The following is a 15688-nucleotide window of genomic DNA, read 5'->3' as shown; positions in this document are numbered from 1 at the left end:
GGATTCTAAGAAGTTATGAGCGAAAAGCAGTTTAACCTCGACACCGTCGAGCACGCGGCGGCAACCCCGGACACCGAACTCCCCTGGGCTGAACTGGGTCTGAAGGAGAACGAGTTCGAGGACATTAAGGAGATTCTTGGTCGCCGTCCTACCGCGGCTGAGCTGGCAATGTACTCGGTCATGTGGTCCGAGCACTGCTCCTACAAGTCTTCTAAGGTTCATCTGAAGCAGTTCGGTGCGAAGGTCACCGATGAGATGAAGAAGGACCTGATGGTCGGTATCGGTGAGAACGCCGGTGTGACCGATATTGGTGACGGCTGGGCTGTTACCTTCAAGATTGAGTCCCACAACCACCCCTCGTACGTGGAGCCCTACCAGGGTGCTGCGACCGGTGTGGGCGGTATTGTGCGTGACATTATTTCCATGGGTGCACGCCCGATTGCTGTGATGGATCCGCTGCGTTTCGGCGCGATTGATCACCCGGACACCGCCCGCGTTATTGGCGGCGTGGTTGCCGGTATTGGTGGTTACGGTAACTCCCTGGGCCTGCCGAACATCGGCGGCGAGGTTGAGTTCGATTCCTGCTACCAGGCAAACCCGCTGGTCAACGCACTGGCTGTGGGCATTATGCGCCACGAGGACATCCGCCTGGCGAACGCATCGGGCGTGGGCAACAAGGTTGTTCTGTTCGGTGCACGCACCGGTGGCGACGGTATCGGCGGTGCGTCGGTGCTGGCGTCCGAGTCTTTCGATGACACCAAGCCCTCGAAGCGTCCTGCCGTTCAGGTGGGCGACCCCTTCGCTGAGAAGGTTCTGATTGAGTGCTGCCTGGAGCTGTTCAAGGGCTCCGTGGTTGAGGGCATTCAGGACCTGGGTGCTGCGGGTATTTCCTGCGCAACCAGCGAGCTGGCTTCTAACGGTGAGGGCGGCATGCACGTCGACCTGACCAAGGTTCTGCTGCGTGACCCCACCCTGACCCCGGGCGAGATTCTGATGTCTGAGTCTCAGGAACGCATGATGGCTGTTGTCTCCCCCGAGAACGTGGAGCGCTTCGAAGCGATCATGAACAAGTGGGGCGTGGAGTACTCCTTCCTCGGTGAGGTCACCAACTCTGGCCGCCTGGTCATCGAGTGGGACGGCGAGGTCATCGTGGATGTTGACCCTCGCACCGTTGCGCACGACGGCCCGACCTACGAGCGTCCTTACGCACGCCCCGAGTGGCAGGATGACGTCCAGGCTAACCACTTCACCGGTTCGGCTGCCGACGATTCCCGCCCGCGCGGTAAGGAGCTGGGCGAGGCAATCAAGGCGTTCATGGCATCCCCGAACATGTGCTCCAAGTCCTGGATCACTAACCAGTACGACCGCTACGTTCAGGGCAACACCGCCCTGTCCATGCCGGACGACGGCGGCGTGGTGCGCGTGGACGAGAACACCAACCTCGGTGTTGCTCTGGCGACCGACGCCTCCCCGCGTTTCACCTACCTGGATCCGTACGAGGGTGCTCGCGCGTCCTTGGCTGAGGCGTACCGTAACGTTGCGACCGTTGGTGCACGCCCCGTGGCTGTGTCTGACTGCCTGAACTTCGGTTCTCCCGAGGATCCGGACGTCATGTGGCAGTTCGCTGAGGCTGTTCGCGGCCTGGCTGATGGTTGCATGGAGCTGGGTGTTCCGGTGACCGGCGGTAACGTGTCCCTGTACAACCAGACCGGTGGTAAGGCTATTAACCCGACCCCCGTGGTGGCGATGATGGGCGTGATGGATGACGTCACCCGCCGCACCCCTTCGGGTTGGGCTCCTGAGCATGACGGTCAGGCTATCTACCTGCTGGGTACCACTCGCGATGAGTTGGACGGCTCCGAGTGGGCTCGTTTCAAGGGTCACCTGGGCGGTCAGCCGCCGAAGGTTGATCTGGCTCTGGAGCGTCAGCTGGGTGACATGCTGGTGAACATGTCTCGTGACGGCATGATTGATGCCGCGCACGACGTGTCTGCTGGTGGTCTGGCTGCGGCTCTGTCGGAGGCTTGCCTGCGTTTCAACACCGGTGCCCGCATTGGTCTGGGTGAGGTTGCTGAGCGTGACGGCGTGGACCTGTTCACTCTGCTGTTCGCGGAGTCCCTGGGCCGCGTTGTGGTATCGGTTCCGCGTTCTGAGGAGGTGCGCTTCAAGGATATGTGCACCGCTCGCCAGTTCCCCTTCGCACGTATTGGTGTGGTGGATGCTGCGTCGAACGCTCTGGACTTCCAGGATGAGGTTTCCATTGACCTGGATGAGTTGCGTGCAGCTCACGAGGGTACTCTCGCTTCTTACTTCGGTGAGGTTGCGAAGGGCTAGTCTTCGACTAGTTTGAGACTAACGCCGAAAGGGGCGGATGCTTGTGAAAGCATCCGCCCCTTTTGTTATGCCCGCAGGCTTGTGCATTGAGCGGTGAGAGGTTGTGCGTTGAGGCGTTCGGTGTTTATGCCTCGGCAACCTTGCGGCCCAGCTGTGCGAACAGGGAGGCGTTGATGCGGAAACCTTCGATGCATTCTTCGATGAGGGCTTCGCGCTGTTCGTCGCTCAGGGGTGCGTTGTCGAGCAGTTCGCGGTAGCCGTCCTTGAAGACCTTGGGCTTGGGCAGTTCGGTGAAGCGGTACATACTCAGCGCTTCGGCGGGGATGCCGTAGTGGCGGGTGACCAGCGCTGCGACTGCCTGGCCGCCGGAGAGGTCGCCGAGGTAGCGCAGGTAGTGGTGTGCGAGGTAGCGTTCGGGGGAGTTGATGGTGGCGCGGATACGCTCTACGTATTCTGCGGTTGCGGGCAGGGGCGCGTCGATGTCGCCGTCCTGGCCGAGTGCGCGGATGTCTGCGCGGATGTATTCTGCACGGTCGAGGCCGGGGTGGGTGAAGGGTTCGGTGATGAGGCTGGGTTCTGCGCGGTAGTGTTCGGAGACTGCCTCGAGTGCTTCGTAGATGTGCACGTACTGGTTGATGAGGCGCAGGTATGCCTCGGTGTTGAGGGAGCCGCCCATGAGGTCTTCCATGAAGGTGGAGTGTTCGGCGTTGTCGTGGACGTGCTTGGTGCTTTCCTTCAGGCGTGCGGAGAAGCGTTCCTGGGTGGTTTCGGGGGCGGTAATAGTCATGGTGAGTTCCTAAAGTGGCTTGTGGGTGAACAATAAATGTTTTAGTGACACAATGTCACCAAAACCTGTTAATGACATATTGTCACCAAAAACCAGTTTTGGCAATAGTTCTCATAAAAAATTTGCTAAGGTAAACCTTATGAACAAGTCACCCTAGGCATTAAGTTACACAAACATAGGCTAATAGGGCTAGACTTGATACGAACACCACAATCACAAAATTCAAGGAGACACCGAATGTCTACCCCCTCTCTCACCAAGCGCACTTGGGCGTTCTTGGCTTCGGCAACCATCGGCCTCAGCGGCGTCGCTGGCGTACCCGCGGCCTTCGCAGCTGAAACCAACTCCCACGTCAGCGCCGGTGAGGTAACCGCAGCCTCAGAGCAGAGCCTGCAGGACGTCACCGTCAATTGGGGCCTGAAGAAGTCCTTCCGCTCCTACATCAACGGTCCCTTCTCCCAGGGCTCCCAGGAACTGACCGGCGTCACCACCAACGAAGACGGCTCCTACCACTTCACCTCCGCCGAAGGCACCGTAGCCAACGGCGAATACTCGGTCACCTTCACCGGCTCCTCGATTCACTACACCGCACACCACGGCCTGCTCGAAGTCATCATCTCCGACCTCTCCGTCACCATTAAGGACGGCGTGGGCACCGTGCGCGCCAACGTTCAGTCGCGCCCCTACAACGGCAACACCACCCCGAACGACCTAGTCGAAACCAAGAACATGACCCTCGGCACTTTCAACGCCTCCGGCCTGAAGGTTGAGGGTAACACCATCACCCTGCCCAGCGTTGACGAGGAAAACGGCACCCGCGTCAAGCTTTCCGAAGAGGCAACCGGCGCCTTCGCGGGCTTCTACAAGGCAGGTCAGGAGCTGGATGCACTCGGCTTCTCCGCAACCATCGTGACCAAGGAAGCACCCGCGCCGAGCCCTGAGCCCAGCACTGAACCCAGCGCCGAGCCGACTGCTGCGCCGACCGCAGAGCCTTCCTCCGCACCGACCAGCGAGGCGCCCAAGCCCGCCGAGCCCAAGCCCGCAGAGCCCACTTCTGCAGCACCGAGCGCAGCTCCCACCTCCGCGGCACCCTCCTCCCCCGCCGCAACCACCGAGCCCAAGCGTGAAGAAAAGGTCACCGGCAACGTCGTCGAGTCAGGCACCCTCAGCTGGGATATCCGCGAGTCCTTCCTGAAGTACCTGACCGGCTTCGCGCACGGCTCCGTGAACGTTGAGGGCATGGAGAAGACCGCAGCTGGCGGCTTCAAGTACACTCAGGCATCCGGCGTGTACAACCCCGAGACCAAGACCGGTCAGATCAACTTCGCGGGCACCGCAGAGTTCACCGGCCACAACGGTCAGCTCAAGAGCACCATCAAGAACATGCGCCTGGTCGTCGTCAACGGCAAGGGCACCCTGGTCGCTGACGTTGACGCGCTGACCCGCGACGGCAAGTCCGTTTCTAAGACCGGCCTGGCTATCGCCGAGGTGGACCTCTCCGGCGCGAGCGTGAAGGACGGCGTCTTCTCCGCACAGAACGCAGCAGTCGCGCTCACCGCTGAAGGTTCCGAGGTGCTCTTCGCGGGCCAGTACCGCGGTGCCGACAACGCCATGGCACCGCTGAGCTTCTCCGTAAAGCTCAGCGAGCAGACCGCAGAGAACACCGTTGAGGTTCCCCGCGTCTCTGAGAACAAGTCCTCCGATAACAAGGGTTCTGAGAACGGCTCCTCCGATAACAGCTCCTCGAACTCCTCCGATAGCTCCGGCGCTAACGGCTCCGGTTCTAATGGTTCGGCAGGCACCTCCGGCAGCGTCTCTAACGGCGGTTCCTCCTCGAACGGTTCTGTCAGCAACAACCCGGCACAGCCTGTCTGCGTACCCGTCACCCGCACCCGCGAGGTGCAGGAGCAGGGTGCATCCGACGGCACCATTAAGAGCGCAAACCTTGGCTGGGGCGTGCGTGATTCCTTCCGCAACTACGTGCGCGGCGGCATCGCGAACGGTAGCTGGGAGCTGAACGGCACCTCCTACTCTTCGGATGCGTTCAACTGGTCTAACGGCACCGGCACCTTCAAGGGCGGTAAGGGTTCCATCTCCTTCAGCGGTTCGGTTCGTTTCACCGGTCACCACGGCATTCTGGACACCACCATTGCGAACCCGCGCCTTGAGATTAACGGCAATTCCGGTACTCTCTACGCGACCATGAACAGCAATGACCCCTCCGGCAAGGCAACTAACTACGGTGAGGTGGCACTGCTGAAGGTAGATCTTTCGGGTCTGCAGAGCTCCTCTGACGCTGTGAGCGTCAACGGTGCGGCAACCACCCTGACCGCTGAGGGCGCGAAGGCGTTCGCTGGCTTCTACGATGCCGGTAAGGACATGGCTCCGCTGAGCTTCTCCGCGGCGATTAACGGCGCGAAGACCACCACCAAGACCGTGTCCGAGACCGTCTACGAGGGTGAGGGTTGCGACCCGGTCACCGGCAAGCCTCTGGCTTCCACCGGCGCCTCCGGTGTTGAGGGCACCCTGGTTGCAGGCTTCATCGCTGTTGCAGCCGGTGCGGGTACCGTCGTGTACACTCGCCGCCGCAAGAAGGCATAACGGCACCTCACGAGGATGCCCACACTGTCGGCTCGCCCATGAAACTCAACCATGAGGTTCACCGGTAAGCCGACACGGCCCGTGCGGGGGTGCAGATTTTCACTGCACCCCCGCTTCAGGTGCCAGGTTTTACCCCGGCGCCTACCCCAGTTTTCCTAACTCCCTTTTTCTGTGAGACGACGATGTTTTCTTCCCTTTCTTCTTCTGCCCTGAACCGCCGCGATGCAATGAAGTATGCAGCGTTCTCCATCACTTCCGCTTTTCTGCTGAGCTCTTGCGGTGTGGGTACTCAGAACCCGGCCGCTTCTTCAAGCACTTCGCAGGCTGTGGTAGATGAGCAGAGCACCCGCACCGTTTTGGAGAACCTTGCCGATCAGCTGCGTTCTTCTATTGCCCCTGATCAGAAGGCTCTGCGCGGCCCCAATAGCGCCGCAGATACCCCCGAAATTCAGCCGATGGTCGATACCCCCACTCCGGCTTTCCCCGTGACGTTCAAGGATTTCAACGGCACCGAGGTGACCGTTAAGTCCGCTGACCGTGTGCTGGCACTGGACCTGTACGGCACTCTGGCTCAGCAGATGATTGCGCTGGGTCTGGGCGGTCGTCTGGTCGGTCGTGTCACCTCCTCGACGGAGCAGTCGCTGGCTCATCTGCCGCTGGTGACCCAGAACGGTCACGACCTGAACGCTGAGGCGATTCTGGCGACCTCCCCGGACCTGGTGCTGTGGGATAAGAGCAACGGCCCGATTGAGATTGTGGATCAGCTGCGCGCAGCGGGCGTGACCGTGGTGGTCTTCGATCATGAGCGTCGCATGGATAAGATCATTCCGCAGCTCAAGGCTGTTGCGCAGGCACTTGGTGTTCCGGAGGCGGGCGAGCAGGTTGCTGCCCGCGTGCAGAAGGACCTGGATTACGCTCTGCAGGTGCTCAAGGACGTCGCCCCGAAGGGTACACAGCAGGTGTCGTTCGCGTTCCTGTACGTGCGCGGTACCGCTGGCGTGTTCTTCGTGCTCGGCAAGGGTTCGGGCGCTGACGATTTGATTCAGGCTATTGGCGGCAAGGATGTGGCGTCTGAGCAGAACGCGACGAATATTATTCCGGCGACCAGTGAGGCTCTGGTGAAGCTGAACCCGGACGTCATTCTGACCATGAGCGGCGGCATTAAGTCCACCGGCGGTTTGGATGGTTTCTTGGCTCGCCCGGGTGTGGGTGAGACGACTGCCGGTAAGAATAAGCGCATTATCGATATGGGTGACGGCCAGATTCTGTCCTATGGCCCGAATACTCCGGCGGTTTTGCTCTCGCTCGCTAAGGCTGCGTACTCCACTCCTGCGGGGGGCCAGTAGTGGCTGCCGTGAAGAGTGCGGCGGGTGCGCGGGATTATCGTGCTTCACGTCGGCGTCGTGCCGGTCTGACGTTTACGTTTTTGGCGGTGGCACTGTGCGTTGTGATGGTGCTGTCTGCGGGTTTGGGTCAGTACAATATCCCGACTGATCAGGTGGTTGCTTCTGTGGGCCGCCGCCTGGGTCTTGCGCCGGAGAACCCGGCGATGCAGCTGGCGGATAGCACTCTGTGGAATATCCGTTTCCCGCGTGTGCTGTTGGGCGTGCTGGTGGGTGCCGCTTTGGGTACTTCCGGTGCGGTGATGCAGTCGGTGTTTGGTAACCCGTTGGCTGAGCCGGGCGTGATTGGTGTTTCCTCGGGTGCGGCGGTTGGCGCGTGTTTGTCGATTGTGTTGAACCTGCAGTTCTTCGGTATTTTCACGACTCCTGCATTCGCGTTTGTGGGTGCATTGGCGGCTACTGCGCTGGTGTATTTCCTGTCGCGTTCTTCGGGTCGTGCGAAGGTCCTGTCGATGATTTTGACGGGTATTGCGGTGACCGCGGTGGCGAATGCGATTATTGCGTTCCTCATGTTTATTGCTGATACGACGAGCCGCGATCAGATTGTGTTCTGGCAGATGGGTTCGCTGAACGGTTCCACGTGGAAGGCAGTGGCGAGCGTGTGGCCGGTTATTCTGATCGGCTTGGTGGCGTGTTTTGTGATGGCGTCTTCGCTGGATGTTCTGGCGTTGGGTGAGCGTGCGGCGCAGCATTCGGGCGTGAACGTGGAGCGTCTGCGTGCGGTGTCTATTGCGGCGACGGCTTTGTTGACGGGTGCTGCGGTGGCGTATGCGGGCATTATTGCGTTTATTGGTCTGATTATTCCTCACCTGTTGCGCATGATTTTGGGTCCGTCGAATCGTGTGTTGTTGCCGGCTTCGGCATTGGGTGGCGCGCTGTTGATTGCGCTGTCTGATTTGGGTGCGCGTACGCTGGTGCCTTTTGCTGATTTGCCGATTGGTATTTTTACGGCTTTGGTGGGCGGCCCGACGTTCTTCGTGTTGTTGCGTCGTTCCCTGGGTCAGGGCGGAGGTGCTTCGTGAGTGAGTTGTTGAGCCTGTCCGGTGTGTGTTTTAACGCTGGTGGGCGTCAGATTTTGAATGATGTGTCTCTGTCGGTTGCTGCGGGCGAGGTTGTGTCGCTGATTGGCCCTAATGGTGCCGGTAAGTCGACTCTGTTGGGTGTGATTGCAGGTGATATTGCGCCCAGTAGCGGTGAGATTCTGCTGGATGGCACCCCGCTGGGTTCGATTCCTGCCCGTCAGATGGCGCGTCAGCGTGCGATGCTGTTGCAGAAGTTGAACGTGGCGTTTTCGTATACGGTGCATGAGGTGGTTCAGATGGGCCGCACCCCGTGGAAGGGCACGGAGCGCGCTGAAGAGGATGACGCCGTGGTTGCTTCGATGATGGAGCGTACGTCGGTGACTCATTTGTCGGATCGCGATATTACGACCCTGTCCGGTGGTGAGAGTGGCCGTGCGCATTTGGCGCGTGTGTTTGCTCAGCAGACTCCGCTGATTCTTTTGGATGAGCCGACTGCGGCGTTGGATATTACGCATCAGGAGCAGACGTTGCGGGTGAGCCGTGAGTTGGCTGCTGAGGGTGCTGCGGTGTTGACGGTGCTGCATGACTTGGATGTGGCGGCTGCGTATTCTGACCGTATGGTGTTGTTGCGTGGTGGCGAGGTGGTTGCTTCGGGCGCCCCTGAGCAGGTGTGTTCGGCGGAGTTGTTGTCTGAGGTGTATCAGCATCCGATTGAGGTGTTGAGGCATCCGGTGACGAATCGTTTATTGATTCTGCCAGAACGCTGAGTCTGCTAGCGCGCTGATTTTACGGGGCGTTAGCGAACCATCCGCAAACACTTTCCACATCAAAATATGCCAGTATTCACATATATTAAATCTCCGTTCTGGAATGGCTGTAAATATCAGTTCATTACAGGGCGGAGATTATCTTTATCCCCTCCTGCACGGATACACTGAAAGGTAGTGTCCGCAATACTGAACTCTATTCAGTTCAGCATTCCATCCATTCGAGAAAGAGACCCCCGCATGGATCCTCAGCAGAAAACGGCAGCGCCTGCCGTTGCCGGCTACATTCCCGAATATTCTGAAACACCGCATAGCGGATCTTTCGATATTGCCCAGCACGGTTTGAGCAGCGATGATGTTGCCCGCCTGACTGCTGAAGGTAGGGTCAATACCCAAAACAATAAGTCTTCTCGCACGCTGTGGAGCATTATGCGTGCGCACCTGTTCACGGTCTTCAACTTTGTGTTGGGTGCCTGTGGTGCAGTGGTGATCATGTACCAGCGTTGGGCTGATCTGCTCTTCCTGGGGGCTGTTATCGCTAACGTGGTGATTGGTTTTGTGCAGGAGTACAAGGCGAAGCTTGAGCTGGACCGCATCTCCCTGCTGGACCGCTCCCCCGCTACTGCCGTGCGTGACGGTAAGAGCGTTGAGGTTCCGATGGAGCAGCTGGTTGAGGGTGACGTTGTCATCCTCAAGCGCGGCGATCAGGTTCCTGCGGATGCTGTTGTGCTCACCTCCGATTCTTTGGAGCTGGACGAGTCTCTGCTGACCGGTGAGAACGACCCGATTGCTAAGCGCCCCGGCGATATGGTGCTGTCGGCGTCGAGTGTGCTGGGTGGTACCGGCCGCGTCCTGCTCTCTCACGTGGGTGCGAATTCTCGTGCAAGCAAGATTTCTGATGAGGCGCGCCAGTTCTCGCGTATTCAGTCTGAGCTGCGTGATGCGTTGAACCGTGTGGTCCGCTGGATTACGGTGGGTCTTGCGGTCATTATTCCTGTGGTGTCATGGGGTCAGATTCAGGCTGCTGGTGGCCTGGAGACCGTGCAGCAGAACCACCTGTGGGAGCAGGTTTCTATTGCTGTGGTGTCCTCGGTTGCTTCGATGATTCCGCAGGGTCTGGCGCTGATGACTACTCTGGCGTTTGCGGCGGCGGCTGTGGCGCTGGGTCGTAAGCACAACATTCTGGTGCAGGAGCAGCCTGCGGTTGAGGTTCTGGCTCGTGTGGATGTGGTCTGCTTCGATAAGACCGGTACTCTCACCGAGGGTGGCGTGATTTTTGATTCGGTGCGCCCGCTGGACACCGTTGCTGAGGCTGAGGGCCCGGACGCTGACTCTGCCGAGCACACTTCTTGGCGTGCTTCTCTGCCTGCCGGTTGGAATGAGGCGCTGGCGTGGTTTGGTCACGATGAGAACGCGAACCCGACCGCTGCGGCTCTGACCGGTGGCTTCCCGGATGCTTCTTCGGCGTCGGTGAGCGGTATTGTGCCGTTCTCCTCGGCTCTGCGTTTTAGCGCGATTGAGTTTAAGGATTCGGGTGCGTGGCTTCTGGGCGCTCCGGAGGCGCTTCTCGCCAAGGGCACCGCTGAGCGTGAGCGTGCCGCTGAGCTGGCGGCGCTGGGTCTGCGCACGATGGTTTTGGCGCATGCTTCTGCGGTGGTTCGCAATGAGAAGGATGAGCCGATTCAGAAGATCCCGTCGGATGCTACCCCGGTTCTGTTCGTGATTTTCCGTGAGAATGTGCGAGCGGATGCGCCTGAGATTGTGGAGTATTTCCACCGTCAGGGTGTGACTTTGAAGGTCTTCTCGGGTGATAACCCGTTCACTGTGGCTGCGGCTGCGAAGACTGCGGGCATGGATACTTCTGCGGGCGCGGTTGATGCGTCGACTCTGCCTGAGGACGGTCCGGAGCTTGCTGAGGCTGCGGCTACTCACAATATTTTCGGTCGTGTGTCGCCCGAGCAGAAGAAGAACATGGTGATTGCTCTGAAGGAGCGCGGCCATGTGGTGGCGATGACCGGTGACGGCATTAATGACGCTCTGGCGCTTAAGCATGCAAGCTTGGGTATTGCGATGGGTAACGCTGCTCCGGCGACGAAGGCTGTTTCTCGCTTGGTTCTGCTGGACGGTAAGTTCTCGTCTCTGCCGGCTGCGTTGGAGCAGGGCCGTCAGGTCATTACGAACATTGAGATGGTGGCGAACCTGTTCTTGACGAAGACTGGTTTCGCGATTCTTCTGGGTGTTCTGTTCAGTATTTTTGGTTTGACCTTCCCGTTCTTGCCGCGTCAGTACTCGACTGCTGACTTCTTGATTGTGGGTGCGTCGTCCTTCGCGTTGACTCTGTTGCCGAATTCGCGCCGTTACGTGCCGGGCTTCTTGCGTCGCGTGCTGAATTACACGGTTCCGAACTCAATTATTGTGGTTGCGATGCTGTTGGCGGTGACGTTCACGGCTCGCGGCATGGGTGTTGAGGATATCCGTCAGGTTCAGACGGCTTCGTTCATCACCCTGGTGATGATGGGTCTGTGGAACTTGGCTGCGGTGGCTCGCCCGTTCAACCGTGCTCGTGTTCTGCTGTTTGGTGCGTTGCTTGCGGTGTTCTTCGCGGCGTTGTTCGTGCCAATTCTGGTGGAGTACCACCAGTTCGTTACTGTGCTTCCGCATCTGCTGTGGACGGCTCTGGGCGCCGGTGCTCTGGGTGCCGCGCTGATTGAGGTGAATGCGCATCGTAATCGCCGTTGGCAGAAGCGTAATTACCCTGAGCTGGAGGTTGCTCCGCTGAATTTCTTCCCGGCTAAGTAGTTAGTCGGAAGGTAGCTGCTTCGGTAGCGTGTGGGCCCCGTATCCTGTGGATGCGGGGCCCTTCCGCGTCTTCAAGAGCGCCGTCTTCGAAAGCACCCGGTCCGAGGCGTATCTGGGCGTACCGGAGGGCTCTGGGACCCTGCCTAGGCTTTGCCTGAGCCCCGCTGGATTCCATCCGGGAGGCTCCCCGCAGTCAGCGCCGAGAGCGTGTCTCAGCTATTCTCAGCTATCACCTGGGTGAAACATTTAACAGCTTCTGATAGCTTTTGCCTCTCACCTTGCTCTTAACCTGGGAAAACCCTTAGAGTTACAGGGAACTATTTGAGAAGGGAAACCTTCTTCAGGGTTGTTACTGGTTTGGCAGGCAAGACCTGAGTTACTCAACACCGTATGGGACGGTAGCATATATCTGCCGAGAATCCCCTCTATTTGCTGTACCGAAGCTCCATAGTGGGCACGAGTGTAGTGCTTCCGGTGGTCGAGAGACTCGGGTCTTTTGTGTTTTCTGGACGTGTTTTCCGGGGCTTTTTCGGCTACCGCAACGTCAGGTAGGCACAGCCTCCGGCAACAACCGCATAGACATTGACCGCATATCTAAGGAAGTATCGTGAATAACCGCGAACTTGGCGAGAAGATTCTTGACGGCCTGGGTGGCCCCGAGAACATCGCGCACATTACTCACTGTGCAACCCGCCTTCGTGTCACTCCTGTGTCTAACGATGCAGTGCAGAACAAGAAGATTGAGGGCCTGCCCGGCGTTCTCTCTGTGATTGAGCAGTCCGGCCAGACTCAGGTTGTTCTGGGCGATCGCGTTGAGGCTGTGTACAACGAGATCAACGCTCTGCCTTCTATGTCCGGCCACGCTGAGGGTGACACCAAGGTTGAGGCTGGAGGCAAGAAGGCTGGCTGGATTACCAACGTCTTCGACGTCCTGTCTGACTCCTTCCGTCCTCTGCTGTGGGCACTGCTGGGTACCTCGATGATTCTGACCCTGATCGTGTTCCTGCAGCAGTTGGGTTTCTTCGGCCAGTACACTGACTTGACCGGTCAGAGCGTGAACATCGACATCATTAACGGTGCTCGTGTGGCTGACCCGGAGGCTGCTAAGGCTCTGAACAACCAGTGGATGCAGCAGTTCGCTTTCTGGTACATCCTGAAGGCTGCTTCGCTGTCGGTTCTGAACTTCATGCCCATTATGCTGGGTGCTACCGCTGCTAAGCGTCTGGGCGCGAACATGTGGGTTGGTGCGGCTATCCCCGCTGCACTGATGACCGGTACTTTCACCGATCTGACTGCTCTGGCTGACAAGACCACTAAGATTCTGAACGTTCCGTTCTTCGGTCTGGATCTGCCGCTGTACGCATTCAGCTACACCGGTCAGGTCTTCCCCCCGCTGCTGGCTGTTGCTCTGCTGGCTCCGCTTGAGCGCTTCCTGAAGAAGGTTATTCCTTCGATGCTGCAGATGGTGTTCGTGCCGATGATTTCGGTCATGATTCTGGTTCCGGTGACCGCGTTCCTGGTTGGCCCCATCGGTATCGGTGTGGCTATGGGCATCTCTGACTTCCTGAAGATGATTAACGATGTTGCTCCGGCTCTGGTTGGTGCTCTGATTGCTGGCCTGTACCTGTTCATGGTTCCGCTGGGTCTGCACTGGCCGCTGAACGCTGTCATGATTAACAACCTGCAGACCATGGGTACTGACTTCATTCAGTCCCCGATGGGTGCGTACAACTTCGCTGTGTTCGGTCTGGTCACCGGTGTGGCTATCCGTGCGAAGCATGACCGTGAGCTGCGTCAGACCGCTATCGGTGCGTCGATGTCCGGTCTGCTCGGTGGTATTTCTGAGCCGTCGATGTACGGTGTGGTACTGCGTTACAAGCGCGTGATTCCGATTATTCTGGTTCCCGCTGTTATTGGTGGCGCTACCATTTCCTTCCTGGGCGTTAAGTCCTACGCGTTCGCGTTCACTTCGCTGCTGTCGATTCCGGCTATGCAGCCTTCCTACCTGTACGTGATTGGTCTGGCTATTGCGTTCTTCGGCGCTATGACCGGTGTTCTGCTGTTCGGTTACGAGTCGAAGGCTGACGCTGTAAGGCACGCTGCGGAGCGTAAGGCTGAGGATGCTGAGGCCGCTCCCAAGGCTGAGGCTGTTGCCGCTAAGGCTGCTCCGGCTGCTGCCGCTGCTGTTGCTGCTGCACCCGCTGCTTCCGCTGGTGAGGTCATCGAGCTGCACGCTCCCATTGAGGGTACTGCTGTTGCTCTGTCTGATGTTCCGGACCCGATTTTCGCTGCAGGCAAGCTGGGCGAGGGTGTGGCGATTGAGCCGACCGGTACCACTGTTGTTGCTCCCGCAGCCGGTAAGGTTGCTGCAACCTACCCCTCGGGCCACGCTGTGGGTCTGAAGCTGGAGAACGGCATTGAGCTGCTGATTCACGTTGGTCTGGATACCGTGAACCTGGACGGTAAGGGCTTCAGCGTGAAGGTTGCTAAGGGCGATGTTGTTGCTGCTGGCGACGCTCTGATTGAGTTCGATCCTGAGGTTATCAAGGAGGCGGGTTACCCGCTGATTACCCCGGTGATCGTGACCAACACCCGCAAGTTCGCTGAGGTTAAGGGTCTGCCGGGCGTTGCTCACCAAAACCTGAGCACTGTCCTGAAGGTGACCACTAAGTAGTTCGCTTTATAGGCTCTAAGGGGCCCCACCATTACGGTGGGGCCCCTTTCCTTATGCCCTGATATTCGGGTAGGGCTTAGCTCGGCGTTACACACTAGCCGGGGGGGGTATTTCTGCTAATGTAAGAATAAGCTCAACAAGGAAGTTCTCAAGTGATAGGGAGTACGATGATGTCTTCTGATACTAGGACATGGGATACCGGAGTGTGGGAAGAGCAGCAAAAAGAGCTACGCGCTCTTTCTCCTGTTCGGCGGCTGATGCGCCGGCTCAATCTTGAGGCGCTCGTCTATGAGTCCGCGCCGTTTCCGGTTCTGTTGCGTAAGCTCTCCGTGCTAATTCCAGCCTGCCTTCTGTGGTGGGTTATCTTCGAGCCGCACCGGCTTGCTTCCTCCACCAGCCTCCCCGAGGGCACTCACGCTATTACGCTGCTCCCCGGGGCATGGGGCGACCCCGCTACGGGGGCTTATGGAGGTCTTCCTGAGCTGCCGGGGGCCCTCTTGCGCTGGGTACTGTGCATCGCGGCAATGGTGGCTGTCGTTCATCTCTGCGGCGTCAAGGCGAAGGGCCAGAGCTTCACCATTCCTCACGATGCGCGTTCACGGTTGATTGCGCTGATGCAGGCTCTGGGCATTTTCGGTGCTTTTGCGCTGGTCGTCTGGATCGAGTACATGATGACTCCGCTGACTCTCATGTTTGAAACCGTGTACGCGGGCCCCACCGCAGCCTATAGCGGCGACGGCATGATTCCCCTGCACCTGTTCCTGTCCTCGTCGTTGAGCGCTATTTTCTTGGGCTATTTCTGCGTGAATATTCTTGCCTCGCTGAATATCCCCGGGTACCTGGGCATCCCCGCAATTATTTACGTGGGGGCGCTCCCTTGGGCTCAGGCGGAGCGCCACCAGTTCACGTTGGCGCTGGCGTGGGTCATTGCGGTGACGCTGGTGAGTTGGCTCGTGCGCGGCATGTGGGGCACTCTGCCAGCCTGCGTGGGCTATTCTCTCTGGATTGTGCTGGTGGCAACCAGCGGTGATCCTTTTGACCTGTCCGCCAATATGAGCCGTGTGCTCGTGATTTTGGGCTTCCCGCTGGCTTTCATCGTTGCTGGAGGCGGCATTTACCGCATCTTCTATCTGCGGCAGAACCCGAACCTGTTGAGGTATCTGCAGGAGCGCGCCCTGTACATGGGCGAGTGGTAGCAACCGGTTAGAGTGGCGCTCCCCTAGTTTTTGTAATTACATATCCCGCTAATGTATCCAGCTAAAGGACGCAGAACAAGCGGGACAGAAAAATCCCGGGCACTC

General features: G+C 58.8%; 9 protein-coding genes. 8 read left to right on the top strand and 1 reads right to left on the bottom strand.

Features of this window, described 5'->3' with window-relative positions:
- Positions 1–15: 15 nt before the first annotated feature.
- Positions 16–2334: a phosphoribosylformylglycinamidine synthase subunit PurL gene (gene purL / locus ROTMU0001_RS08645; RefSeq protein WP_005509253.1), complete on the top strand. Its 2319-nt coding sequence runs from the start codon at positions 16–18 to the stop codon at positions 2332–2334.
- 124 nt (positions 2335–2458) lie between these two features.
- Here the strand turns inward: purL and ROTMU0001_RS08640 are convergent, their stop codons facing one another.
- Positions 2459–3121, bottom strand: a complete 663-nt coding sequence (locus ROTMU0001_RS08640) for a biliverdin-producing heme oxygenase (RefSeq protein WP_005509252.1) — start codon at positions 3119–3121, stop codon at positions 2459–2461.
- Positions 3122–3358: 237 nt separating this feature from the next.
- Between ROTMU0001_RS08640 and ROTMU0001_RS08635 the strand changes: the two genes are divergently transcribed.
- The 7 genes from ROTMU0001_RS08635 to ROTMU0001_RS08605 all read left to right on the top strand — a co-directional run bounded on the left by ROTMU0001_RS08635 (position 3359) and on the right by ROTMU0001_RS08605 (position 15583).
- Entirely contained in the window at positions 3359–5722 is a 2364-nt protein-coding gene (locus ROTMU0001_RS08635) for an HtaA domain-containing protein (RefSeq protein ID WP_005509251.1), read from the top strand.
- A gap of 182 nt (positions 5723–5904) precedes the next feature.
- On the top strand, positions 5905–7068 hold the full coding sequence (locus ROTMU0001_RS08630) for a heme/hemin ABC transporter substrate-binding protein (RefSeq protein ID WP_005509250.1): 1164 nt from the start codon (positions 5905–5907) through the stop codon (positions 7066–7068).
- Positions 7068–8147, top strand: a complete 1080-nt coding sequence (locus ROTMU0001_RS08625; protein WP_005507200.1) for a FecCD family ABC transporter permease — start codon at positions 7068–7070, stop codon at positions 8145–8147. Before ROTMU0001_RS08630 ends, ROTMU0001_RS08625 begins: the two co-directional genes overlap by 1 nt.
- A complete protein-coding gene (locus tag ROTMU0001_RS08620) occupies positions 8144–8914 on the top strand; it encodes a heme ABC transporter ATP-binding protein (protein WP_005509249.1) in 771 nt (256 codons plus the stop codon). The genes ROTMU0001_RS08625 and ROTMU0001_RS08620 overlap by 4 nt, the downstream gene beginning before the upstream one ends.
- Before the next feature lie 240 nt (positions 8915–9154).
- Positions 9155–11713 (top strand): HAD-IC family P-type ATPase, encoded by a 2559-nt coding sequence (locus ROTMU0001_RS08615; RefSeq protein ID WP_005509248.1) that lies wholly within the window; start codon positions 9155–9157, stop codon positions 11711–11713.
- Positions 11714–12320: 607 nt separating this feature from the next.
- Complete coding sequence (locus ROTMU0001_RS08610; RefSeq protein ID WP_005509247.1) at positions 12321–14387, top strand: glucose PTS transporter subunit IIA; 2067 nt, start codon at positions 12321–12323, stop codon at positions 14385–14387.
- 167 nt (positions 14388–14554) lie between these two features.
- The gene (locus ROTMU0001_RS08605; protein ID WP_245534304.1) at positions 14555–15583 is read left to right on the top strand and encodes a dihydrodipicolinate synthase; all 1029 of its coding nucleotides are present in this window, start codon (positions 14555–14557) and stop codon (positions 15581–15583) included.
- The last annotated feature ends 105 nt before the right edge of the window (positions 15584–15688 follow it).

The sequence above is a fragment of the Rothia mucilaginosa ATCC 25296 genome, assembly GCF_000175615.1.
In the GTDB taxonomy this organism is placed as follows: Bacteria; Actinomycetota; Actinomycetes; order Actinomycetales; family Micrococcaceae; genus Rothia; species Rothia mucilaginosa.
This window is presented reverse-complemented; position numbering and strand designations above follow the sequence as displayed.